This is a genomic window from Pseudomonas sp. HLS-6 TE3448 (assembly GCF_053629555.1).
In genome coordinates, this window is sequence record NZ_JBRJIO010000001.1 from 3,228,115 (window position 1) to 3,250,995 (window position 22,881).

Consider the following 22,881-nt stretch of genomic DNA (forward strand, 5'->3'; position numbering starts at 1 on the left):
TTTCCTGATGTATCTCGGTCTTTAGAATGCATTGCTATCTAAAGCGCCGGCTTCAGGGCTGGCCGTTACAAGAGGAAAAAACATGCTTCACTTCAAATCGATTGGTACGCCGTTGGTGCTGGTGCTGGCGTTGTTTGCCATCAGCGGCTGTGAACAGGCAGAAAAGTCCGCCCAGCAGGTGCTCAATCAGGCCGCACAGTCGGCCAAGGAAGCCATCGACAAGACCAATGAAGCGGCTCAACAAGCCTTGAGCGAAGCCACAGGTTCGCAGGCAGAGAAGAAGCCTTCTGACACCGAGCGCGATGACAGCACTCAAGACATCTGATTCAACCAATCCCCCCGTTCAGGACTGATTCATGGAATACCTGTTAGAACTTGCTGCAAGCCCTACCGCCTGGGTCGCCCTGGCCACCTTGGTGGCCATGGAGATTGTCCTGGGTATCGATAACCTGATCTTCATTTCCATCCTGACCAACAAACTGCCTGAACAGTACCGCTCCAAGGCGCGGCGCGTGGGTATCAGCATGGCGCTGGTGATGCGTCTGGCGCTGCTCAGTACCGTTGCCTGGATCGTCCAGTTGACTGAACCGGTGGTTGACGTGTTTGGCCAGAGTTTCTCCTGGAAAGACATGATTCTGATCGCGGGTGGCCTGTTCCTGTTGTGGAAAGCAACCACTGAAATTCACCACAGTGTTGATCCCGTGGCACAGGAAGACGCCAAGGCGTCGTCGACCATTACCCTTGGCTTTGCTGCTGCGATTGGCCAGATCCTGTTGCTGGATATCGTCTTCTCGATCGACAGCATCATCACTGCTGTGGGCATGACCGAGCACTTGCCGATCATGATCATCGCCGTTATCAGTGCCGTGGTGGTGATGATGGTGGCCGCTGATCCACTGGCGCGCTTCATCAACGACAACCCGACTGTCGTGATGCTGGCCCTGGGCTTCCTGATCATGATCGGTATGACCCTGATCGCTGAAGGCTTCGGTGTCCACGTGCCAAAAGGTTACGTTTACGCGGCCATGGCGTTCTCGACGGCGATCGAAGTGCTTAACATCCTGTCGCGACGTGCTCGCATGAAGCGTGAAGAAATCTCGGCCTGATTACTGATTCAGGCGTGACGGCCGGCCCGGGTTAACCCGGGCCGGCCGTTGTCGTTTCTGTGGGGCTGAGTCAGTGTGCGTGGGCGTGTCGGCGCTGGCGATGAGGCACGCCTGCCGTCATATCCCGGGGTTGCAGGTGAGGGTGATGGTGGCGACGCGTGATGCGCAGTACGCCCCAGAGCATTGCGGCCGCGACGCTCAGCCAAGCGCCGATCAACATGAAAATCGCCAGTGTCAGGCTCATGTGTGCCTCCTTTAAGCCGAGCAGGCTCTTGCGCCTGCCTCATGCAACAGTCTAGCTGTTGTTACATGGCAAGCCATTGACCTATGGTCTAGCACCTTGGTCTGCTTTGTTCTAAGCCGTAGGCGGGCTATACCGCGAAGCGCTGCCGGCCTATGATCGCAGCCGAGGCCGGGCGCTGCCTGCCGGGCACCAGAACAAGCGAGAGTCCATGCCTGTATTTCCCATCGCATCCCGTCGTCTGTTTGCGGCTGTGGCCGTAACCCTGAGCCTGGCCGGTTGTGCCAGCCCATTCTCGTCTCAGCTCAATGGCATGGCGCAGCGGGTTGAGTTGAGCGGTGTGCCATATTTCCGTGGCAATGCGAACCAGAGTGCCTCAATGGCCTTGGCGGCGATATTGTCTCAACAGGGTGTGAGGATCACGCCAGGTTTGCTTGATGGCCCCCTGCATTTGCCGCAAGACGTCGACAAGCTGCCGGAGTCAATGCCGGCTGTAGCGCGTGAGTACGGGATGATGGTTTACCCACTGGACCGTCAGTTGCCAGCGCTGCTAACGCAGGTTGCTGCAGGTAATCCGGTATTGCTGCGTTACAGTGAGGGGACAGCGCTGTGGGGCGAGCCGCGGTATGCCTTGCTGGTCGGTTACGACCGCTACAAGGAACGCGTGCTGCTGCGTTCGGGCAATAATCGGCGCTTGCTGATGGGCTTCGACAGCTTCAATGCTGCCTGGCAGAAGGAGGGCGCCTGGGCTGTGCTGGTACAGCAACCTGGGCAGTTGCCGGCGCAGGTAGACCGGCAGCGCTGGCTCAAGGCAGCCAATGATCTGGCTCAGGCAGGCCAGGAACAGGCTGCCCGCCAAGCCGTCAAGGCCATTGGCCCGTGACGGCTTGAGCGGTAGGCGTTAAACGCCGAGGCGGTCGCGCAGGCTGTAGTACCAGGCACCGATGGCGCTGAACGGTACACGCAGCAATTGCCCGCCTGGGAACGGATAGTGCGGCAGCTCGGCAAACGCATCAAAGCGTTCTGCCTGGCCGCGCAGCGCTTCGGCCAGCACCTTGCCTGCCAGATGGGTGTAGGTCACACCGTGACCACTGCAGCCCTGCGAATAGTAGATGTTGTCGCCAAGACGGCCGACCTGAGGCAGGCGCGACAGGGTCAGCAGGAAGTTGCCGGTCCAGGCGTAGTCGATCTTCACGTCCTTGAGCTGCGGGAAAGCCTTGAGCATTTTCGGGCGAATGATCGCTTCGATATTGGCCGGGTCGCGTGCGCCATACACCACGCCACCGCCGAAGATCAGGCGCTTGTCAGAGGTCAGGCGGTAGTAGTCGAGCAGGTAGTTGCAGTCTTCAACGCAGTAGTCCTGTGGCAGCAGCGAGTGTGCCAGGTCGGCATCCAGAGGCTCGGTGGTGATCACCTGGGTGCCGCATGGCATCGATTTTGCGGCCAGCTCCGGCACCAGGTTACCCAGGTAGGCATTGCCGGCGACAATCACGAACTTGGTGCGGACTTTACCCTGAGGGGTGTGTACCACGGGGTTGGCACCGCGTTCGATGCGCACGGCAGGCGACTGTTCATAGATCTTGCCGCCGAGGGATTCAACCGCTGCAGCTTCGCCCAGCGCCAGGTTCAGCGGATGGATGTGCCCGCCGCTCATGTCGAGCATGCCGCCGATATAGCTGTCGCAACCGACGACTTCGCGGATGCGGCGCTGGTCCATCAGTTCCAGCTGATTATGGCCAAAACGTTCCCACAGGCGTTTCTGTGATTCCAGGTGGCCCATTTGCTTGGAGGTCAGGGCGGCGAACACGCCACCGTCTTTCAGATCGCACTGAATGTTGTATTTGGCGACGCGCTCACGAATGATCCGGCCGCCTTCAAACGCCATCTGCCCGAGCAGTTGTGCCTGTTTGGGGCCGACAGTGCGTTCAATGACGTCAATGTCGCGGCTGTAGCTGTTGACGATTTGCCCGCCGTTGCGGCCAGAGGCACCGTAGCCGACTTTGGCAGCTTCCAGGACAGCAACCTTGAAACCGTTTTCAAGCAGGAACAGTGCGCTGGACAGACCGGTGTAGCCGGCGCCGATCACGCAGACATCGACATCAATTTCTTCCTGCAAAGCTGGGCGCTGCGGAACAGGATTGGCCGATGCGGCGTAGTAGGACTGAGGGTAGGGGGTGTGCGCCATGGGGGTGGACCTCTGTTTTATATTTTTTACGTATGAGCTGATCCTATCAACAATAATTAACACCCGCTAGCGGGGTGTTTAAAATTCTGAAAACGACCAACCCACAAATATTTTTAATATTCAGTGAGTTAGCGCGAAAAAAAGAGTTGACACCATTCGTCAATTCCGTAGAATGCCGCCTCACAGCAGGCACATAGCTCAGTTGGTTAGAGCACCACCTTGACATGGTGGGGGTCGTTGGTTCGAGTCCAATTGTGCCTACCAAATCAGACCGCTCCTGTTGGCGGCAGCAAAAAAGGCGATCCGAAAGGGTCGCCTTTTTTGTTTGGGGCGATTTTTTGCGTGTTCAGGGCATGCAGCAAAAGTTTGATTTATTTGCATATTTCTATTTACGGGTTGTAAAAACCTGAGTAGAATGCGCCCCACAGCAGGCACATAGCTCAGTTGGTTAGAGCACCACCTTGACATGGTGGGGGTCGTTGGTTCGAGTCCAATTGTGCCTACCAAATTAAATCCACTTTAGTGTGGTAGCAAAAAGGGCGATCCGAAAGGGTCGCCCTTTTTGTTTGTCCGGGGAAAAAGATTTGAAAGCCGTGCGGTGTGGGTAGGGCTATTCCAGTTCTGCCACCGTCACCGTGTGCTTGAAGTGATGTCGCCACAGGTTTATTCCCAGTGCCCCTGAGCGATCCAGGGACGAGCCTTGGGTCAGGTCGGTAATCAATGTCGGTTGCAGCCCCGCATCGAATAGCACAAAGCCTGCCGCCAGCACGCAGGTGTCCGTCTGGATGCCGCATACCAGGACACGGTCCGGTTTCAATTGCTTGAGGTGGTTGAGGGTCTCGCTGGAGAGGCAGTAACCGTATTTGGCGAACACCCTGTCGGCCGCGATCAGGCAGTGCTCGTTTTTAGCGGGATGCCAGCCAAGTTGGCGTTGGAACGGGGTGTGGTGCTCGTCGTGGCGCTCTACCGTTGCGACTGACGGCATGCGCCCGAGGAGTGTGTTGATGCCTTCGACCAGCCACTGGGGTGGGTTGAAGGAAGGTTGTACGTCAATGATCAACAGTACCTGGTGCATAGCCGTCCTCTCGAGGGGAATGCGGGTCGATTGTAACTGCCGTTGCCTTGCAGGTGCTAAAATCCGCCGCTGGCATTCAGGAGATAGGCGCGTGCGCAAAGTGGCGGTGGTAATGGCGATGCTGGCGTTGGCTGGCTGTGAGAATGATGTAGAGCGCGCTCACAACAAGGTCGCCGAGCATTTGCAAAACCCGAAAACGGCCAAGTTCGCCAATGTTCGTATTAATGAGCAGGGCGATATTTGCGGTCAGGTTCGCGGCAAGGATGCGGCGGGCGTGGTGGAAGCCTATCGCAGCTACGTGGCGATCAAGCAGGGTGCCGAGTACGAAGTGATCATCGATCAGGACGGTAACAACCTGCGCCTGCGCGAGATCTGCGGCGGTGCCGACCTGCAGCGCAAGGCTGAAGCGCTGGCCGACCAGCCGGCTGCTCAGGGCTGGGATGTCGAAATCATTCAGGGGGCGAACATGGGCGCACTGACGGATATGACCGCGCGGCTGATCGAGCGTGGCATCCCGTCGTCGGTGGTTTACCGCGAGGGTAAGCCGGTGGTGCTGCTGGGCCCCTACGCGGACAAGGCGGCAGCGCTGGCGCAGAAAGCCGATGTCATGGCGCGCCTGGGTATCGACTCGGTGGTGATCCAGCACGACGCACCGCGATAGTCGCGTCGCGCCGGTTGTGGGTGAATGCCGGGCAGCGCCTGCGGGCAAGCGCTGCCCGGCGCGTCAACCGCAGGCCTTCATGTTGACCGGCCCGACAAACTCGTTGCCGTGGCCCATGACGCACGCCACCCGCTGGTTGCGCTGAAGCTCCCAGGCTTGAGGTGGGTAGGTCTTGTTCCAGGCTTCGTACAACTGGCGATCCTGTTTTGACAGGCGCAGGTTGTATTGCTTGCTCATATAGAAGTAGGTGCGTGCGATCATCCCGCGGATGGATGGGCGCGGCATCACCTTCTTCGCCTTGAAGTCGATCTGGGTCAGGCAGGAACCGTATTGTCCGTGTTGCTCGGGCAGCCAGCCAAAGCTGAAGTTGCTACGGTCACCGTTGACCTCGCCGATGCTCGGTACCAGGTTGTGCAGATCGGCTTCTGCGCGTTGATAGACCTGATCATTGCGCGAGCAGTTCTTGCGCCCGCCGTCCTGCCAGCACTGACGCTGATGGCCAATCTGCCAGGCCGGCACAATATGTTCCCATTCTATTCGCGCGGCGCGGTTGGCGTTCTTGCGCGGTACATAGCCGCAGGCTTCGAGGTCGACACGGTTGCCGTTGTACTTGCAGCCACAATAGAACTCGGTCGATTGCGGGGCGTAAAGTTTCCAGGCGACTTTCTTGGCTTCGCTGAAGGTGCGCGGGGCGTCGGCGTGGGCGGCGAAACTGAGCAGCAGGCAGGATACTGCAAAAATCTTGAATCTCATGCGTGCTCAGTCTTCCTTCGGTACAACCCAGAAAATCTGAACGCCGCCATCATCGCGATGCGCGAGGGTGACGTTATCGTTCTCGGCGATTTCTTCGAGCAGGGTTTCCCAGTCGTCGGGAGATTCATGTTCCAGGCGAAAGATCAGTGCTGACCGTGCTTTCTGTGCGGTCGGCGAATTGATGATTTTCTGGATGCGCAGGCCGAGTTGCTCGTAACTGCTGGCGGGGGTCGATGCTGAGGAAGTGGTTGCCACGGAGCGCTCCTTGTTTTTGCTGTATGTGCATACAGTATTTTACTGTAGGCCATTTCGCAACACCTTGTGGGTGTAGGAGCGCTTCAGACAGTGCATGCAGCGATTTGCTGCACGCCTTTGAAACTATTTTTGCGCTGTGATGCCCGCCGCAGAGCGGCGGGCGGCCGGAAGGCGGGGATCAGTACTCCCAGAAGATCCGCTGCAGCTCTTTGCTGTCCTGGGTCTTGGTCAAGGCAACCATTGCCAGAATGCGGGCTTTCTGTGGGTTCAGGTCATGAGCGACAACCCAGTCGTTCTTATCGTCCGGTTGCTCGGCGTTACGCAGCACGAACCCGCCGGCATTGACGTGGGACGAACGAATGATCTGTACGCCATTCTTGCGCAACTCCTGCAGGGCAGGGACTACGCGGGACGAGACAGAGCCGTTACCCGTGCCGGCGTGGATCAGTGCCTTGGCGCCGTTCTGTGCCAGTGCTTTGTAAGCAGTGTCCGTCACGTTGCCGTAGCCGTAGGCGATATCCACTTGGGGCAGGCTGCTGATCTGCTTGATGTCGAATTCCGAATCTTGAGTGTGGCGCTTGGCCGGAAGGCGGAACCAGTAGGATTTGCCTTCAACCACCATGCCCATCGGGCCCCAGGCGCTCTTGAAGGCCTCGGTCTTGATGTTGACCGACTTGCTCACGTCGCGGCCAGACTGAATTTCGTCGTTCATGGTGACCAGCACGCCTTTGCCGCGGGACTGCTTGTCGCTGGCCACGGCCACGGCATTATAGAGGTTGAGCATGCCGTCAGCGGACATGGCCGTGCCTGGGCGCATCGAGCCGACTACCACGATAGGCTTGTCGGTCTTCTCGACCAGGTTCAGGAAGTAGGCGGTTTCTTCGAGGGTGTCGGTGCCGTGGGTGATGACGATGCCATCGACATCCTTGCTGTCGGCCAGTTCGGCGACGCGTTTGCCCAGTTGCAGCAGGTTTTCATTGGTGATGCTTTCCGATGCGATCTGCATGACCTGCTCGCCACGGACGTTGGCCAGGTTGGCCAGCTCTGGTACGCCTGCGATCAGCTTGTCGACACCCACTTTAGCGGCCTGATACGTCGCACTGTTGGCAGCGCCGGCGCCTGCACCGGCGATGGTCCCGCCTGTGGCCAGGATGACCACGTTGGCCAGTTTCTGTTGACTCTCGACGTCCTTGGCGTTGGCGCCTGCAGGCAGGAGCAGCAGCAGGGCCAGGGCACTCGGTACAAAGGAGTTGAACGCAGCTTTCATTTTTGTTCTCGCTTATTGGTTGAAGTGCGGTGTTGCCAGGCAAAGAACAGCAGAAAGCGTACCAGTTCACTTGGTTTGGCTTAACGTATTGTTTTTATTGGAAATTATGAGTGCCTTGAACGTATCTTCTGGTGTTTTAGGGATCGGCTTCCCGAATTTTTCTGTATTTGGCTGTTCGGTTTTCCGATCTGTTTAAAGGATAATTCCCCTGCTTGGCCTCGCCGTCAGCTGATAGCGGGGCTATTTGACAAAGGTGGCGGGCATTTCCATAGTGAAGTAATGCAAACGTTTGCTACTTGATAACAATAATGTACCGGAGTGATTTCATGACGTTGCCCTTCACCGGACGCCTGCTCGGGGCTGTTGTGTTGAGCGCTCTCAGCGCTTTTGTTCCCGTTGCCCACGCGGTCGAACAGGCTGCTGTGAAGCCCAGGGTTGCCTTGGTCATGAAGTCCTTGGCCAACGAGTTCTTCCTGACGATGGAAGACGGTGCCAAGGCCTACCAGAAAAGCCACGCAGGTGAGTTCGACCTGGTGTCCAACGGTATCAAGGATGAGTCCGATACCAGTAACCAGATCCGTATTGTCGAGCAAATGATCGTTTCCCAGGTCGATGCGCTGGTGATTGCACCTGCCGATTCCAAGGCGCTGGTGCCTGTGATCAAGAAGGCCATGGATGCCGGTATCACGGTGGTCAACATCGACAACCGCCTTGACCCGGGCCTGCTCAAGAGCAAGCACCTGAGCGTGCCATTCGTAGGGCCAGACAACCGCAAGGGCGCTCGTCTGGTGGGTGACTACCTCGCTGCAAGGCTCACGGCCGGTGATCAGGTTGGCATCATCGAGGGGATATCGACGACCACCAATGCGCAGCAGCGTACGGCGGGCTTCAAGGACGCGATGGACGCGGCGCAGATGAAGATTGTCTCGGTGCAATCGGGCAGTTGGGAGATCGACAAGGGGCGCGCCGTAGCGTCGGCCATGCTCAACGAATACCCCGATCTCAAGGCCTTGCTGGCCGGCAACGACAGCATGGCGCTGGGTGCGGTCTCGGCGGTGCGGGCGGCGGGCAGGACGGGTACGGTGCAGGTGGTGGGTTACGACAACATCTCGGCGATCAAACCGATGCTCAGCGATGGTCGTGTGTTGGCCAGTGCTGACCAGTTCGCTGCCAGGCAGGCTGTATTCGGTATTGAGGTGGCGCTGAAGATGCTCAAGGGGGAGTTGCCGCAGGTGGATGCTGACAATGTCATCCAGACGCCGGTTGAGTTGGTCACGGCGCCGTAGCCTTCATTTCCAGTGAGTACCCTGTATGCCTGCGACTGAGGATATCGTGCTGTCGGTCAGCGCTGTGGGCAAAGCCTATGCGCAGCCTGTACTAAGCAATATTGACCTGGCCCTGCGCCGCGGCGAGGTCTTGGCCCTGGCGGGGGAGAATGGTGCCGGTAAAAGCACCCTGTCCAGGATCATCGCAGGCTTGGAACCGCCCACGGCCGGCCAGATGCAGTTCAACGGCAAGCCTTACCTGCCTGGCAGTCGCGCGGCAGCCGAGCGGTTGGGCGTGCGTATGGTCATGCAGGAACTGAACCTGTTGCCGACACTCTCGGTGGCTGAAAACCTGTTTCTCGGCAACCTGCCCGGTCGCGCCGGTTGGATCGACCGCAAGCGTTTGCGCGTACTGGCCCGGGCGGCTATGGCACAGGTCGGTCTTGAAGCAGTCGACCCGGATACGCGGGTGAGTGAGCTGGGCATCGGTCATCAGCAAATGGTCGAGATTGCTCGCAGCCTGATCGGTGACTGTCATGTGCTGATTCTGGATGAGCCGACCGCCATGCTGACGGCGCGCGAAGTGACATTGTTGTTTGCTCAGATCGAGCGCTTGCAGCGCCAAGGAGTGGCGATTGTCTATATTTCCCATCGACTGGAAGAGCTCAGGCATCTTGCTCAGCGAGTCGCCGTGCTGCGTGACGGTCAGTTGATATGCGTTGAGCCGATGCAGCGTTACAGCAGCGAGCAATTAGTCAGCCTGATGGTGGGGCGCGCGTTGGGTGAGGCGATTGACCTTGGCGAGCGTCGTATTGGCGAGCCGATTCTCACGGTCGATGGGTTGGGGCGGGGAGAGATGGTGTCTGATGTGTCCTTCGAAGTGCGCAGTGGCGAACTTTTCGGGCTCTACGGATTGGTCGGTGCCGGGCGTACGGAGCTGCTGCGATTGATTTTCGGCGCCGACTCGGCCGACCAAGGGCGTGTCGCTTTAGGTAACCCGCCCAGGTCGGTACACCTTGCGTCCCCGGCTGAGGCCGTGCGCGAGGGTATTGCGCTGATCAGCGAAGACCGCAAGGGCGAGGGCTTGCTGCTGTCTCAATCCATTACGGCGAACATTGCCTTGGGCAACCTGTCGGCGGTATCTCGAGCGGGTGTTGTCGACCGTGATGCGGAGCAGGCCTTGGCGCGACGGCAGATTGAAGCGATGCAAATACGTTGTACGGGTGCGGATCAGGTTGTGAGTGAGCTCTCTGGCGGGAATCAGCAGAAGGTTGTGATGGCGCGTTGGCTGGCGCGTGACTGCTCGGTGTTGCTGTTTGACGAGCCGACCCGTGGCATTGATGTGGGGGGCAAGTTCGATATTTATGGTTTGCTCGCCGAGCTCGCTCGTCAGGGCCGGGCGTTGGTCGTGGTTTCCAGCGATCTGCGCGAGTTGATGTTGATCTGTGACCGTATCGGTGTGCTCTCCAGAGGGCGCTTGATCGACACCTTTGAGCGTGACACATGGCGTCAGGATCAGCTGCTGGCGGCGGCCTTCGCCGGTTATCAGGGGAGCGCTGCATGAGTACCACGCCGGTTCAAGCCTCGGCTGCTGTTGCAGGCACGCGCGGCGGGCGTTATCAGGGTGTGGGTGCCTACCTGGGCCTGGCGGGTGCGCTGCTGATATTGATCGTGCTTTTTTCGCTGTTGAGCAGCCACTTTCTTTCCTACGCTACCTTCAGCATCCTGGCTAACCAAATTCCCGACCTGATGGTACTGGCGGTCGGGATGACCTTTGTATTGATTGTCGGCGGCATCGATTTGTCGGTTGGTTCGGTGCTGGCCCTCGCGGGTTCCATCGTCAGTGTCGCCATCCTCGGCTGGGGCTGGAGTGCGCTGCCAGCGGCGTTGCTCGGCATGGCCTGTGCGGCAATTGTCGGGACCGTTACCGGCTCGATTGCTGTCGCCTGGCGAATTCCCTCCTTCATCGTTTCGCTGGGTGTATTGGAGGTTGCGCGTGGCGTGGCCTACCAGATGACCGATTCGCGCACGGCCTACATCGGTGATGCCTTTGCCTGGCTGTCTGAGCCGCTGGTATTCGGTATTTCGCCCGCCTTCGTGATTGCCTTGCTGGTGATCGTGGTTGCTCAGTGGGTGCTTGTGCGCACGGTGTTCGGGCGTTACCTGATCGGCATTGGCACAAACGAAGAGGCTGTGCGCCTGGCGGGCATCAATCCGCGCCCTTACAAGGTGCTGGTGTTCTCGTTGATGGGGCTGCTCGCCGGGTTGGCCGCACTGTTTCAGATTTCCCGGCTGGAGGCGGCCGACCCCAATGCGGGCTCTGGGCTGGAGCTGCAGGTAATCGCCGCTGTGGTGATCGGCGGTACCAGCCTCATGGGTGGGCGCGGCTCAGTCATCAGCACCTTTTTCGGCGTCCTGATCATTTCCGTGCTGGCTGCAGGGCTGGCACAGATTGGCGTCTCGGAGCCAAGCAAACGCATTATTACTGGCGCGGTGATTGTTATCGCTGTGATCCTCGACACCTATCGCAGCCGGCGTACACGCAGGCGGAACTAAAAATGGCAACGATTAAAGATGTAGCGGCCTTGGCGGGGATTTCCTACACCACGGTGTCCCATGTGCTGAACAAGACCCGGCCGGTCAGTGAGCAGGTTCGACTGAAAGTCGAGGCCGCGATTGCTGAGCTCGACTATGTGCCCAGCGCAGTGGCGCGCTCGCTCAAGGCGCGCAGCACCGCCACGATTGGCTTGCTGGTGCCTAACAGTGTCAACCCTTACTTCGCCGAGCTGGCCCGGGGTATTGAGGATGCCTGTGAGCGCAACGGCTACTGCGTCATCCTGTGCAACTCCGATGACAATCCGAAGAAGCAGCGCAGTTACCTGCGGGTGTTGCTGGAAAAGCGAATCGACGGCTTGATTGTCGCGTCGGTAGGGGAGGATGGCGACCTGTTGGAAAGCTTGCAGACCGTGCGCGCGCCGATGGTGATTGTCGACCGTGCCCTCGATGGAGTGGAGGCCGACCTGGTGCGTATCGACCATGAGCAAGGGGCGTACATGGCTACGCGCCACCTGCTTGAATTGGGGCATCGAGACATTGCCTGTATCAATGGGCCTGCCAGTACCAGTGTTGCGCGGATGCGCCTGGCGGGTTTCACGCGTGCGCTGGCTGAAGCGGGCATTACAGTGGTTGAGGGCAGGGTGCTTGACAGTGACTTTTCCGGCCTTGGTGGGTATGGCGCTGCGGCAAGGCTGTTGGGGCAGAACCGGCCAAGCGCAATTTTTGCAGCTAATGACATGATCGGTATCGGTGTGTTGCGAGCGGCTGCCGAGCGCAATATCTGTGTGCCCAGTGAGCTGTCGGTGATCGGTTTCGATGATATCCAGCTGAGCCAGTACGTTTATCCCGCTTTGACCACGGTCGGCCAGTCGATCCGTGAGTTGGGCGAAATCGCGGTTGAGCGGTTGCTGCACCGTATTGCTGAGCCGGCCGGTAGCGCTGTTGAGCAGCGCATTGTGACGCCGAGTATCGTGCTGCGTGAGTCGACGGCACCGCGTCCGGACACGTTTACTGATTAGCGCAGAGGGCGCGGAGCCATGCAGGCGAGCATCGTGGTGGTTGGCAGCCTCAATATGGACCTGGTCGTGCGAGCTGAGCGCTTGCCCAAGGCGGGTGAAACCCTGGCGGGTGAGTCTTTCACCACTGTGCCCGGTGGCAAGGGCGCGAATCAGGCGGTGGCCGCTGCGCGGCTTGGTGCGCACGTTGCGATGATTGGTTGTGTGGGGGATGACGCCTACGGCGTGCAGCTGCGTCAGTCGCTGGCCGCTGAAGGTATTGATTGTCAGGCCGTCAGTATCAGTGCCGACACCTCCAGTGGTGTCGCGCTGATAGTGGTAGGCGCGGCAAGCCAGAACGCTATCGTGGTTGTTGCGGGTAGTAATGGGCAACTGCTGCCTGAGTCGGTACAGCGTTTCGATACGTTGCTACAGGCCGCCGAACTGATCATTTGTCAGCTGGAGGTGCCCGCCCTGACGGTACTGCATACATTGGAGCGTGGTCATGCATTGGGCAAGGTGGTGATTCTCAATCCTGCTCCGGTGGCAGGGCCACTGCCATCGAGTTGGCTGGCGTTGGCCGACTACCTGATTCCCAACGAAAGTGAGGCCGCGGCGCTGACGGGGCTTCCGGTGACGTCCCGCGAGACTGCCGAGGGCGCTGCGCTGAAACTGCTGGCGCTGGGTGCGGGCAAGGTGATCATTACCCTGGGTGGCGAAGGTGCTGTGTTCGCTGATGCTCAGGGGGTTGAGCATTTTCCTGCGCCGAACGTGCAGCCTGTCGACACCACGGCGGCAGGAGATACCTTTGTGGGTGGTTTCGCTGCGGCCCTTCTGGCTGGGCGCGGTGAGCGAGAGGCGATAGCCTTCGGTCAGCGTGCTGCTGCGTTATCGGTAACGCGAGCGGGTGCGCAGCCCTCCATTCCACGTCTTGGTGAGCTGGAATCGGTATGAGCGATGATGTCAGGTCCTGAGCGTGTCGCCCTGTTCGGGCGCGTAACGTCCGAGTATCTGTTCGATGAAGGCGCGAGCGGCATCGCTGCCCAGTTCCTTGACGAGCAGGTCGATGGCAATAAGGGTTAATTCTTCGGGGGTGCCTGGGCTGTAGGCGCTTTGACCGTCGGGCCATTTGACCTTTATGTCGGCGTCTATGTAGTGGCTTGCCATGGAAGTCTCGAAACGCGTGTGCAGGTGATGAGGATTCGAATGCCGCACCCTGGCGTTCGAAGGGGAGGTTAGATTGCCCTCCGCCAGTGCTGGCAGTAAATCATGCGCCTGATTCGAGCGCACTGCGACTTAGGAATAAGAACCGCTACATGGCAAACTATTGGTGTTTTGATTTCCAGGTGACCCCGTGCAGATTGATCTGAACAACCCCGAGCAATTTACCCTTGAAGCCGTTCGCGAACTGCTCGCGTCCGGGGATGGCCGTATTCACAATCAGTTGCGGGTGAATCGGGCAGGGCAGGCCTGGCTGTCGCCAGTGGTGGGTGGTCGTGAGCTCGAGGGGTTGGCCTTTCGTCTGGAAACCTGGGCTGCCGGTTCCGGCTGTGTAGGGGCGCAGGCTGCCGTTGATGAGCGTTGGGTGCGGCAGGTGTTCAAGGTGCTGCAGGACAACTGGCCGACGCCTTCATCCGACTACATCGACCTTTATTAAACGTGCAAAATCCGGTCACGATTGCAAGTTTCCCGTCGAGGGTGGCTCAGGCAGACTGTGCATGCTTTGAAACAAAAAGTGATGAAAGCTGCCTGCTCGGGCAGATTCTGGTTTTAAAAGGAGAGTTCATGTTCCGCATTCGTGCATCTTTGGCCGGTATGTTGGCGGCTGTCGTTCTGGCAGGTTGCAGTGCCACCGGTTCTTCAACGAAGGCGCCTGAAGTGTCCGCGCCAGTGAACAGCGATGGCCGTTGCCAGGCCAGTGCCGCTGAATTCGCCGTCGGCAAGCAGGCGTCCGCTCAACTGCTGGAGCAGGCGCGCAAGGCCAGTGGTTCGCAGTTGGCACGTGTGCTCTCGCCGCACGACATCATGACCCTGGAGTACCGTTCCGAGCGGTTGAATCTCAATACCGATGAACGCGGCGTCGTTATCCGCGTCAACTGCGGCTGACACGCTCGAATTTCAGGCACAAAAAAACCCGTCACCAGGACGGGTTTTTTAATTCGTACTGATTACTCAGGGCGAACTTGTGCAGCCTGCATGCCCTTCTGGCCTTTCTCGGCAACGAAGGAAACGGTCTGGCCTTCTTTCAGGCTCTTGAAGCCGTCAGATTCGATGGCCTTGAAATGAACGAACAGGTCGTCGCCGCCACCTTGAGGAGTGATGAAGCCGAAGCCTTTCTCATCGTTGAACCACTTTACGGTGCCGGTTTGGCGATTGGACATGGGTGTATCTCCAGGAAACATGATTTTCAATAGTGCGGTGTTGCCGAGGCCAACAGGGTGCACGGGGGTATCATAGTCTAAATATGCGTCCGTGGCGGCTTTTACCTTTGCATAATGCTGATCTGAGGCAAGTTTATTGTCGGATTCTCTGTTTTGAGCCTATTTTTTGGGGGCGCAGGCGGCTCTGACCGCATCCTGGGCTCGCTTCACGAGGGCTGCATCCACACCGGTTCTGCTGTCCAGTTGCTCGATTTCCTGGGTGGTGAAGTTTTTCTCGATGGCGTTTGCACCGCAATCACAGTGTTTTTTTGCCGTGGTCATGGTCATGCCGGGTTGCGCAGCAGCGGCGGTAATGCACTGATCCAGGTAATCGCCTTTCTTGCCGGCAGGCCAGGCGCCGGCCTGGACGCTCAGGGGCAACAGCAACACGCCTGCGGTGGTCAGGGCCAGTAGGGACTGAATTCGCATGCCGGACACTCCTATTCGATCGGGTCATTCAAGAGTAGGACGCTTCTTTAGACTCTGAGAGGAAAAATCCGCTCTGGTTCACCACTTCCGAAAAAAACAGAATTATTTCTGCGTGTTGTGGCGTGTGAGCCGCGATCCGTAAAACGCTTTGTGTTAGCATCGGCGGCTTATAGATTTTTACCTCCAGTCACTCTGGTTCGTTCCCTGGCAGGCCGTTGGCTTCTGTCACTGTGAGACAGGCTTTCTTTTTGAAAGACAGGGGCGGATCGCGTACTGGCTCATCCCAACCCACGTGACCTTTGGTAGGGGTCACCACTAGGAGAGGAGGCGCCATGCCCATTATTACTCTTCCCGATGGCAGTCAACGCTCGTTCGACCAGGCGGTTACCGTCGCCCAGGTCGCAGCATCCATTGGTGCAGGTCTGGCCAAAGCCACCGTCGCCGGCAAGGTCGACGGCAAGCTGGTCGATGCGTGCGATCTGATCGAGAACGACGCCCGCCTGCAGATCATTACCCCCAAGGACGAAGAGGGGCTGGAGATCATCCGTCACTCGTGCGCTCACCTGGTTGGTCACGCCGTCAAGCAGCTGTACCCGACCGCCAAGATGGTGATCGGTCCGGTCATTGACGAAGGCTTCTATTACGATATCGCCTATGAACGTCCGTTCACCCCTGATGACATGGCTGCAATTGAGCAGCGCATGCAGCAGTTGATCGACACCGACTACGACGTCATCAAGAAGGTTACCCCGCGCGCCGAGGTCATCGAGGTGTTCAAGGCACGTGGTGAAGACTACAAGCTGCGCCTGGTCGAAGACATGCCGAACGAGCAGGCCATGGGCCTGTACTACCACGAAGAATACGTTGACATGTGTCGCGGCCCGCACGTGCCGAACACCCGTTTCCTCAAGTCGTTCAAGCTGACCAAGCTGTCCGGTGCCTACTGGCGCGGCGATGCCAAGAACGAGCAGCTGCAGCGTGTCTACGGCACTGCCTGGGCAGACAAGAAGCAGCTGGCTGCGTATATCCAGCGCATCGAAGAAGCTGAAAAGCGCGACCATCGCAAGCTCGGCAAACGCCTGGGCCTGTTCCATACCCAGGAAGAAGCCCCGGGCATGGTGTTCTGGCACCCGAATGGCTGGACCCTGTACCAGGTGCTTGAGCAGTACATGCGCAAGGTGCAGCGTGATAACGGCTACCTGGAGATCAAGACCCCGCAAGTGGTCGATCGTACCCTGTGGGAGAAATCCGGGCACTGGGCCAACTACGCCGAAAACATGTTTACCACCGAGTCGGAAAGCCGCGATTACGCGATCAAGCCGATGAACTGCCCATGCCACGTGCAGGTGTTCAATCAAGGCCTGAAGAGCTACCGTGAGCTGCCGCTGCGTCTGGCCGAGTTCGGTGCTTGCCACCGTAACGAGCCGTCCGGTGCGCTGCATGGCATCATGCGTGTGCGCGCCTTCACCCAGGACGACGCCCACATCTTCTGCACCGAAGAGCAGATGCAGGCCGAAGCCGCTGCGTTCATCAAGCTGACCCTGGACGTGTACGCCGATTTCGGCTTCAAGGACATCGAGCTCAAGCTCTCCACGCGTCCTGAAAAGCGTGTTGGCTCCGATGAATTGTGGGATCGCGCCGAAGGTGCACTGGCCTCTGCATTGGACAGCGCTGGTCTGGCCTACGATCTGCAGCCAGGTGAAGGCGCCTTCTACGGGCCGAAGATCGAGTTCTCGCTGAAAGACTGTCTCGGTCGTGTCTGGCAGTGTGGTACCCTGCAGCTCGACTTCAACTTGCCGATCCGTCTTGGCGCTGAGTACGTGTCCGAAGATAACGGTCGCAAGCATCCTGTCATGCTGCACCGTGCCATTCTGGGCTCCTTCGAGCGTTTCGTCGGCATTCTGATCGAGCACTATGAGGGTGCATTCCCTGCCTGGCTGGCGCCAATGCAGGCGGTGGTCATGAATATCACCGACAAACAGGCAGAATTTGCGCTGGATGTTGAAAAAACCCTCAATGAAAGCGGATTCCGTGCCAAGTCCGACTTGAGAAATGAGAAGATCGGCTTTAAAATCCGCGAGCATACGTTGCTCAAGGTTCCCTACCTTTTGGTTATTGGGGACCGGGAAGTCGAAACACAAACCGTCGCTGTGCGTACACGTGAAGGTGCTGACCTGGGCTCGATGCCTGTCGCGCAATTCGCTGAATTCCTCGCACAAGCGGTTTCCCGGCGTGGTCGCCAAGAATCGGAGTAATCATTATTAAGCGTGATATGAGACAAGATAAACGAACTGCACCGAAGGCCCCGATCAACGAGAATATCTCGGCACGCGAGGTTCGGTTAATTGGCGCTGACGGCGAGCAGATTGGCATCGTCTCGATTGATGAAGCGCTTCGTATCGCTGAAGAAGCGAAGCTGGATCTGGTAGAAATTTCTGCCGACGCAGTCCCGCCTGTCTGCCGAGTCATGGACTACGGCAAGAGCCTTTTCGAGAAGAAAAAGCAGCAGGCTGCAGCGAAGAAAAACCAGAAGATCATCCAGATTAAAGAAATTAAGTTTCGTCCAGGGACGGAGGAAGGGGATTACCAGGTAAAACTACGCAACCTGGTACGTTTCCTTACTGATGGGGACAAGACCAAAATCTCTCTGAGATTCCGTGGTCGTGAGATGGCTCACCAGGAGCTGGGTATGGAACTGTTGAAGCGGATCGAAGCTGATCTCGCGGAATACGGAACCGTCGAACAGCATCCTAAGATGGAAGGACGCCAACTTTTGATGGTCATCGCCCCCAAGAAAAAGAAATAACCACCAGGGCACGGCAGGCCTTGCGGTTATGTTTATCCACTGAATGCGGAGTATCCGAACATGCCAAAAATGAAAACCAAAAGCGGTGCCGCGAAGCGTTTCCTGAAAACCGCTTCCGGCTTCAAGCACAAGCACGCTTTTAAGAGCCACATCCTGACCAAAATGTCGACCAAGCGTAAGCGTCAACTGCGTGGTAGCAGCCTGCTGCACCCGTCTGACGTTGCAAAAGTCGAGCGCATGCTGCGCGTACGTTAATTTCGGTCAAAGATAGAGGAAGTTACTCATGGCTCGTGTAAAGCGTGGCGTCATCGCTCGTAAGCGTCACAAGAAAATCCTGAAACTGGCTAAAGGCTACTACGGCGCTCGCTCGCGCGTATTCCGTGTTGCCAAGCAAGCGGTCATCAAGGCAGGCCAATACGCCTACCGCGACCGTCGTCAGAAGAAGCGTCAGTTCCGCGCTCTGTGGATCGCTCGTATCAACGCTGGTGCTCGTAACAACGGTCTGTCTTACAGCCGTTTGATCGCTGGTCTGAAAAAAGCGTCCATCGAGATCGACCGTAAGGTTCTGGCTGATCTGGCAGTGAACGAAAAAGCGGCGTTTGCTGCGATTGTCGAGAAGGCTAAAGCCGTTCTGGCTTAAGTACCCACGACAATCATTCGCCGTCGACATTGGCGGCGAATGTTAAACGTCATAAATAGGGGAAGAGCCTGTAAGCTCTTCCCCTATTTCGTATCTGGAGTCTGTACATGGAAAACCTGGATGCGCTGGTCTCCCAAGCCCTGGATGCTGTGGAGCGCGCTGAAGACATCAATGCCCTGGAGCAGATCCGGGTTCAATTCCTTGGCAAGAAGGGCGAGCTGACTCAGGTGATGAAGACCCTGGGCAACCTGCCAGCCGAAGAGCGCCCGAAAGTCGGCGCGCTGATCAACGACGCCAAGGAACGTGTTACCGAGGTGCTCAATGCCCGCAAGGCCGCCTTCGAAGAGGCTGAGCTCAGTGCTCGTCTGGCTGCCGAATGCATTGACGTGACCCTGCCGGGCCGTGGCCAGACTTCCGGTGGTTTGCACCCGATCACCCGTACCTTGGAGCGGATCGAGCAGTTCTTCACCCATATCGGTTACGGCATCGCCGAAGGCCCAGAGGTCGAAGACGACTACCACAACTTTGAAGCGCTCAACATTCCTGGCCACCACCCGGCGCGGGCAATGCATGACACCTTCTATTTCAATGCGAACATGCTGCTGCGTACCCACACCTCGCCGGTGCAGGTGCGGACCATGGAGTCCACTCAGCCGCCTATCCGCATTGTCTGTCCTGGTCGCGTCTACCGTTGCGACTCGGACTTGACCCACTCGCCGATGTTCCACCAGGTCGAAGGCCTGCTGGTTGATCGCGGGATCAATTTCGCCGATCTCAAAGGCACCATCGAAGAATTCCTGCGCGTGTTCTTCGAGAAAGAGCTGGCGGTACGTTTCCGTCCATCGTTCTTCCCCTTCACCGAACCGTCGGCTGAAGTCGATATTCAGTGTGTGATGTGCAGCGGCAAAGGCTGCCGTGTCTGCAAGCAGACCGGCTGGCTGGAAGTCATGGGCTGCGGCATGGTCCACCCGAACGTCCTGCGCATGTCTGGCATCGACCCTGAAGAGTACCAGGGCTTCGCCTTCGGCATGGGTGCTGAGCGCTTGGCCATGCTCCGTTACGGCGTCAACGATTTGCGTCTGTTCTTCGACAACGATTTGCGGTTCCTTGCGCAATTTCGCTAGGTCGCGCACCCGTAACGAATCTTTCAGGAGAGCAGAATGAAATTCAGTGAAAAGTGGCTGCGCGGTTGGGTCAACCCGCAGGTATCCCGTGACGAGTTGGTTGCTCGTCTGTCCATGGCTGGCCTTGAGGTCGACAGCGTCACCCCGGCAGCCGGCCAGTTCAGTGGCATCGTCGTAGGCGAGGTGCTGAGCACCGAACAACACCCGGATGCCGACAAGCTGCGCGTCTGCCAGGTCAGCAACGGTAGCGAGACCTTCCAGGTCGTGTGTGGCGCACCCAACGTTCGCCCAGGCCTGAAAATCCCGTTTGCCATGATCGGTGCCGAACTGCCGGGCGACTTCAAGATCAAGAAAGCCAAGCTGCGTGGCGTTGAATCCAACGGCATGCTGTGCTCGGCTGCCGAGCTGCAGATCAGTGAAGAAAACGACGGTCTGCTGGAGCTGGCTGCCGATGCGCCGGTTGGCCAGGACATCCGTGAGTATCTGGACCTGGACGACGCCAGCATCGAGGTCGACCTGACCCCGAACCGTGGCGACTGCCTGTCCCTGGCTGGCCTGGCCCGTGAAGTCGGCGCCCTGTATGACGCGCCTGTTACCCGTCCGGCAGTGCCTGCCGTTGCTCCGACTCATGATGACGTTCGCTCGGTCGAGGTGCTGGCCCCGGCTGCCTGCCCGCGTTACCTGGGGCGCGTTATCCGTAACGTCGACCTGTCGCGTCCGACCCCATTGTGGATGGTCGAGCGCCTGCGCCGGGCCGATGTTCGCAGTATCGACGCTGCCGTCGACATCACCAACTACGTGATGCTTGAACTGGGCCAGCCGTTGCATGCATTCGATCTCGCCGAAATCAACGGCGGTATCCGTGTGCGCATGGCCGAAGAGGGCGAGAAGCTGGTCCTGCTGGATGGTCAGGAAGTTGCGCTGCGTAGCGACACCCTGGTCATTGCCGACCATGAGCGCGCTCTGGCCATTGCGGGTGTAATGGGGGGCGAGCACAGCGGTGTTTCCGCGACTACCCGTGACATCTTCCTGGAAAGCGCCTTCTTCGAGCCGATTTCGGTGGCTGGCAAGGCTCGTTCTTACGGCCTGCATACCGACGCCTCGCACCGCTACGAACGCGGTGTCGATTCGCAACTGGCCAAGGAAGCCATTGAACGTGCTACTGGCCTGCTGCTGGAGATCGTTGGCGGCGAAGCCGGCCCGGTCATCGAGGCGGTCAGCGAGCAGCATCTGCCAAACGTTGCGCCGATCACCCTGCGTGCCGACCGCATCAATCAGATGCTGGGCATGGAAATGGACAGCGCCGAAGTCGAGCGCCTGCTCAATGCCCTGGGTCTGAAAACCTCAGGTGGAGCAGGGCAGTGGCAGGTCGAGGTGCCAAGCCATCGTTTCGACATCAGCTTGGAAGTTGACCTGATCGAAGAGCTGGCCCGTCTGTACGGCTACAACCGTCTGCCGGTTCGTTACCCGCAAGCACGCCTGGCGCCGCAAGCCCGTGCCGAGTCGCGTGGCGAGCTGCCAGCACTGCGTCGTCTGCTGGTTGCCCGTGGCTATCAGGAAGCGATCACCTACAGCTTTATCGACCCTAAACTGTTTGAGCTGTTCAGCCCAGGCGTCGAGCCGCTGCTGCTGGCCAACCCGATCTCCAGCGACATGGCGGCCATGCGTGCCTCCCTGTGGCCAGGTCTGGTCAAGGCCCTGCAGCACAACCTTAACCGCCAACAGGATCGTGTGCGCCTGTTCGAAAGCGGCCAGCGCTTCGTTGGTCAGCTGGACGGTCTGCAGCAACAACCCATGCTTGCCGGCGTGGTCTGCGGTAGCCGTATGCCTGAAGGTTGGGCCAATGGCCGCGACAGCATCGATTTCTTCGATGTGAAGGCAGACGTTGAAGCACTGTTGGGCTTCTCTGGTTCGCTGGGTGATTTCACCTTTGCCGCTGGCAAGCACCCGGCACTGCACCCAGGCCAGACCGCACGCATCGAGCGTGATGGTCGCGAAGTAGGCTACCTGGGCGCCATCCACCCAGAACTTGCGAAAACCCTGGGTCTGGATCGTCCAGTGTTTGTTTTCGAACTGGTCTTGGGCGATGTGGTTGAAGGCCGCCTGCCGAAGTTCCACGAGCTGTCGAAATTCCCGGAAGTACGTCGTGACCTGGCTTTAATTGCAGGACGTGATGTAGCTTCGAGCGCAGTGCTTGAGGTAATCCGTGAAAATGCAGGCGAGTGGCTTACAGACCTCAGGCTGTTTGACGTCTATCAGGGTAAAGGCATTGATCCCGATAGAAAAAGCCTGGCTGTTGGCTTGACCTGGCAGCATCCATCGCGCACTCTTAATGACGATGAGGTGAACGCTGCGACTCAAGACATCCTCACCTCGCTCGAACAAAGGTTGAACACCACGTTAAGGAAATAGCGTATGGGTGCTCTGACGAAAGCTGAAATGGCCGAACGGCTGTACGAGGAGCTGGGCCTGAATAAACGTGAAGCCAAGGAATTGGTCGAACTGTTTTTCGAGGAAATCAGGCACGCTCTTGAAGACAACGAGCAGGTCAAATTGTCCGGTTTCGGCAATTTCGACCTGCGTGACAAGCGCCAGCGGCCGGGCCGCAACCCGAAAACGGGTGAAGAGATCCCGATCACGGCACGTCGCGTCGTCACCTTTCGTCCAGGGCAGAAATTGAAAGCCCGAGTTGAGGCTTATGCTGGAACCAAGTCATAACGACGAGCTTCCGCCGATTCCTGGCAAACGCTACTTCACCATTGGTGAAGTCAGCGAGCTATGCGCGGTAAAACCGCACGTGCTTCGTTATTGGGAGCAGGAATTTCCTCAACTCAACCCGGTCAAGCGCCGCGGAAACCGCCGGTATTATCAGCGCCAAGACGTGCTGATGATCCGGCAGATCCGCGCCTTGCTATACGACCAGGGTTTCACCATCGGCGGCGCGCGCCTGCGCCTGTCGGGTGATGAGGCCAAGGATGACACCACCCAGTACAAACAACTGATTCGGCAAATGATTGTTGAACTGGAAGATGTGCTGGTGGTTCTGAAGAAATAACCCGGCAAAGGATCAGGAAAATAATACTTCCAAAATTCAAAAGCTTAA

Annotated in this window: 28 protein-coding genes and 2 tRNA genes; 21 read left to right on the forward strand and 9 right to left on the reverse strand. The window is 58.3% G+C overall.

The window, feature by feature from the left end:
- The first annotated feature begins 82 nt into the window (after nt 1-82).
- Both AB7M23_RS14945 and AB7M23_RS14950 read left to right on the forward strand, forming a co-directional pair.
- Nucleotides 83-325: a hypothetical protein gene (locus tag AB7M23_RS14945; RefSeq protein WP_065761917.1), complete on the forward strand. Its 243-nt coding sequence runs from the start codon at nt 83-85 to the stop codon at nt 323-325.
- 31 nt (nt 326-356) lie between these two features.
- Nucleotides 357-1,106, forward strand: coding sequence for a TerC family protein (locus AB7M23_RS14950; protein WP_102052530.1), 750 nt, complete (start codon nt 357-359; stop codon nt 1,104-1,106).
- 70 nt (nt 1,107-1,176) lie between these two features.
- Here AB7M23_RS14950 and AB7M23_RS14955 read toward each other — a convergent pair whose 3' ends face one another.
- Entirely contained in the window at nt 1,177-1,350 is a 174-nt protein-coding gene (locus AB7M23_RS14955; protein ID WP_176717495.1) for a hypothetical protein, read from the reverse strand.
- A gap of 208 nt (nt 1,351-1,558) precedes the next feature.
- On the opposite strand from AB7M23_RS14955, the gene AB7M23_RS14960 reads away from it, so the two are divergent.
- A complete protein-coding gene (locus AB7M23_RS14960; RefSeq protein WP_102052529.1) occupies nt 1,559-2,230 on the forward strand; it encodes a hypothetical protein in 672 nt (223 codons plus the stop codon).
- Nucleotides 2,231-2,248: 18 nt separating this feature from the next.
- Here the strand turns inward: AB7M23_RS14960 and AB7M23_RS14965 are convergent, their stop codons facing one another.
- Nucleotides 2,249-3,532, reverse strand: coding sequence for an NAD(P)/FAD-dependent oxidoreductase (locus AB7M23_RS14965; protein WP_065761993.1), 1,284 nt, complete (start codon nt 3,530-3,532; stop codon nt 2,249-2,251).
- 187 nt (nt 3,533-3,719) lie between these two features.
- Here AB7M23_RS14965 and AB7M23_RS14970 point away from each other — a divergent pair.
- Together AB7M23_RS14970 and AB7M23_RS14975 are read left to right on the forward strand one after the other, a co-directional pair.
- A tRNA-Val gene (locus AB7M23_RS14970) sits at nt 3,720-3,796 on the forward strand.
- A 165-nt stretch (nt 3,797-3,961) separates the two neighbouring features.
- Nucleotides 3,962-4,038, forward strand: a tRNA-Val gene (locus tag AB7M23_RS14975).
- A gap of 104 nt (nt 4,039-4,142) precedes the next feature.
- Here the strand turns inward: AB7M23_RS14975 and AB7M23_RS14980 are convergent.
- Nucleotides 4,143-4,607: a cysteine hydrolase family protein gene (locus tag AB7M23_RS14980; RefSeq protein ID WP_454241179.1), complete on the reverse strand. Its 465-nt coding sequence runs from the start codon at nt 4,605-4,607 to the stop codon at nt 4,143-4,145.
- A 91-nt stretch (nt 4,608-4,698) separates the two neighbouring features.
- On the opposite strand from AB7M23_RS14980, the gene AB7M23_RS14985 reads away from it, so the two are divergent.
- Nucleotides 4,699-5,268 (forward strand): SPOR domain-containing protein, encoded by a 570-nt coding sequence (locus AB7M23_RS14985; protein ID WP_330523069.1) that lies wholly within the window; start codon nt 4,699-4,701, stop codon nt 5,266-5,268.
- A 63-nt stretch (nt 5,269-5,331) separates the two neighbouring features.
- Here AB7M23_RS14985 and AB7M23_RS14990 read toward each other — a convergent pair whose 3' ends face one another.
- The 3 genes from AB7M23_RS14990 to AB7M23_RS15000 all read right to left on the reverse strand — a co-directional run bounded on the left by AB7M23_RS14990 (nt 5,332) and on the right by AB7M23_RS15000 (nt 7,543).
- Nucleotides 5,332-6,021, reverse strand: a complete 690-nt coding sequence (locus AB7M23_RS14990) for an endonuclease (protein ID WP_102053743.1) — start codon at nt 6,019-6,021, stop codon at nt 5,332-5,334.
- Nucleotides 6,022-6,027: 6 nt separating this feature from the next.
- Nucleotides 6,028-6,276, reverse strand: a complete 249-nt coding sequence (locus tag AB7M23_RS14995; RefSeq protein WP_065762037.1) for a DUF1654 domain-containing protein — start codon at nt 6,274-6,276, stop codon at nt 6,028-6,030.
- A 178-nt stretch (nt 6,277-6,454) separates the two neighbouring features.
- Nucleotides 6,455-7,543, reverse strand: a complete 1,089-nt coding sequence (locus tag AB7M23_RS15000; RefSeq protein ID WP_454241180.1) for an asparaginase — start codon at nt 7,541-7,543, stop codon at nt 6,455-6,457.
- A gap of 326 nt (nt 7,544-7,869) precedes the next feature.
- On the opposite strand from AB7M23_RS15000, the gene AB7M23_RS15005 reads away from it, so the two are divergent.
- The 5 genes from AB7M23_RS15005 to rbsK are packed head-to-tail and all read left to right on the forward strand — an operon-like array spanning nt 7,870 to nt 13,313.
- The gene (locus tag AB7M23_RS15005; protein WP_454241181.1) at nt 7,870-8,829 is read left to right on the forward strand and encodes a substrate-binding domain-containing protein; all 960 of its coding nucleotides are present in this window, start codon (nt 7,870-7,872) and stop codon (nt 8,827-8,829) included.
- 25 nt (nt 8,830-8,854) lie between these two features.
- Nucleotides 8,855-10,372 (forward strand): sugar ABC transporter ATP-binding protein, encoded by a 1,518-nt coding sequence (locus tag AB7M23_RS15010; protein WP_454241182.1) that lies wholly within the window; start codon nt 8,855-8,857, stop codon nt 10,370-10,372.
- Nucleotides 10,369-11,364, forward strand: coding sequence for an ABC transporter permease (locus AB7M23_RS15015; protein ID WP_454241183.1), 996 nt, complete (start codon nt 10,369-10,371; stop codon nt 11,362-11,364). Before AB7M23_RS15010 ends, AB7M23_RS15015 begins: the two co-directional genes overlap by 4 nt.
- A gap of 2 nt (nt 11,365-11,366) precedes the next feature.
- On the forward strand, nt 11,367-12,383 hold the full coding sequence (locus AB7M23_RS15020) for a LacI family DNA-binding transcriptional regulator (RefSeq protein WP_454241184.1): 1,017 nt from the start codon (nt 11,367-11,369) through the stop codon (nt 12,381-12,383).
- A gap of 18 nt (nt 12,384-12,401) precedes the next feature.
- The gene (gene rbsK / locus AB7M23_RS15025) at nt 12,402-13,313 is read left to right on the forward strand and encodes a ribokinase (protein WP_454241185.1); all 912 of its coding nucleotides are present in this window, start codon (nt 12,402-12,404) and stop codon (nt 13,311-13,313) included.
- Nucleotides 13,314-13,322: 9 nt separating this feature from the next.
- Here the strand turns inward: rbsK and AB7M23_RS15030 are convergent, their stop codons facing one another.
- Complete coding sequence (locus tag AB7M23_RS15030) at nt 13,323-13,526, reverse strand: hypothetical protein (protein WP_083199845.1); 204 nt, start codon at nt 13,524-13,526, stop codon at nt 13,323-13,325.
- Between the two features lie 187 nt (nt 13,527-13,713).
- Here AB7M23_RS15030 and AB7M23_RS15035 point away from each other — a divergent pair, with 187 nt between their 5' ends.
- Nucleotides 13,714-14,016, forward strand: coding sequence for a hypothetical protein (locus tag AB7M23_RS15035; protein WP_099774111.1), 303 nt, complete (start codon nt 13,714-13,716; stop codon nt 14,014-14,016).
- A 128-nt stretch (nt 14,017-14,144) separates the two neighbouring features.
- Nucleotides 14,145-14,465, forward strand: coding sequence for an I78 family peptidase inhibitor (locus AB7M23_RS15040; RefSeq protein ID WP_065760831.1), 321 nt, complete (start codon nt 14,145-14,147; stop codon nt 14,463-14,465).
- A gap of 62 nt (nt 14,466-14,527) precedes the next feature.
- Here AB7M23_RS15040 and AB7M23_RS15045 read toward each other — a convergent pair whose 3' ends face one another.
- Both AB7M23_RS15045 and AB7M23_RS15050 read right to left on the reverse strand, forming a co-directional pair.
- Entirely contained in the window at nt 14,528-14,740 is a 213-nt protein-coding gene (locus tag AB7M23_RS15045) for a cold-shock protein (protein ID WP_003179963.1), read from the reverse strand.
- Between the two features lie 159 nt (nt 14,741-14,899).
- A complete protein-coding gene (locus AB7M23_RS15050) occupies nt 14,900-15,208 on the reverse strand; it encodes a hypothetical protein (RefSeq protein WP_330523075.1) in 309 nt (102 codons plus the stop codon).
- 332 nt (nt 15,209-15,540) lie between these two features.
- On the opposite strand from AB7M23_RS15050, the gene thrS reads away from it, so the two are divergent.
- The 8 genes from thrS to AB7M23_RS15090 all read left to right on the forward strand — a co-directional run bounded on the left by thrS (nt 15,541) and on the right by AB7M23_RS15090 (nt 22,833).
- Nucleotides 15,541-17,463, forward strand: a complete 1,923-nt coding sequence (gene thrS / locus AB7M23_RS15055; RefSeq protein WP_065760829.1) for a threonine--tRNA ligase — start codon at nt 15,541-15,543, stop codon at nt 17,461-17,463.
- The gene (gene infC, locus AB7M23_RS15060) at nt 17,463-18,014 is read left to right on the forward strand and encodes a translation initiation factor IF-3 (protein ID WP_176717451.1); all 552 of its coding nucleotides are present in this window, start codon (nt 17,463-17,465) and stop codon (nt 18,012-18,014) included. Before thrS ends, infC begins: the two co-directional genes overlap by 1 nt.
- Nucleotides 18,015-18,074: 60 nt before the next feature.
- Nucleotides 18,075-18,269 (forward strand): 50S ribosomal protein L35, encoded by a 195-nt coding sequence (gene rpmI, locus AB7M23_RS15065; RefSeq protein WP_009394045.1) that lies wholly within the window; start codon nt 18,075-18,077, stop codon nt 18,267-18,269.
- Between the two features lie 28 nt (nt 18,270-18,297).
- A complete protein-coding gene (rplT, locus tag AB7M23_RS15070) occupies nt 18,298-18,654 on the forward strand; it encodes a 50S ribosomal protein L20 (protein ID WP_009394046.1) in 357 nt (118 codons plus the stop codon).
- A gap of 107 nt (nt 18,655-18,761) precedes the next feature.
- Nucleotides 18,762-19,778, forward strand: coding sequence for a phenylalanine--tRNA ligase subunit alpha (gene pheS, locus AB7M23_RS15075; protein ID WP_065760827.1), 1,017 nt, complete (start codon nt 18,762-18,764; stop codon nt 19,776-19,778).
- Nucleotides 19,779-19,814: 36 nt separating this feature from the next.
- Nucleotides 19,815-22,190, forward strand: a complete 2,376-nt coding sequence (pheT, locus tag AB7M23_RS15080) for a phenylalanine--tRNA ligase subunit beta (RefSeq protein WP_065760826.1) — start codon at nt 19,815-19,817, stop codon at nt 22,188-22,190.
- 3 nt (nt 22,191-22,193) lie between these two features.
- The gene (ihfA, locus tag AB7M23_RS15085; RefSeq protein WP_002553164.1) at nt 22,194-22,496 is read left to right on the forward strand and encodes an integration host factor subunit alpha; all 303 of its coding nucleotides are present in this window, start codon (nt 22,194-22,196) and stop codon (nt 22,494-22,496) included.
- Complete coding sequence (locus tag AB7M23_RS15090) at nt 22,477-22,833, forward strand: MerR family transcriptional regulator (RefSeq protein WP_010222411.1); 357 nt, start codon at nt 22,477-22,479, stop codon at nt 22,831-22,833. The genes ihfA and AB7M23_RS15090 overlap by 20 nt, the downstream gene beginning before the upstream one ends.
- Nucleotides 22,834-22,881: the final 48 nt, after the last annotated feature.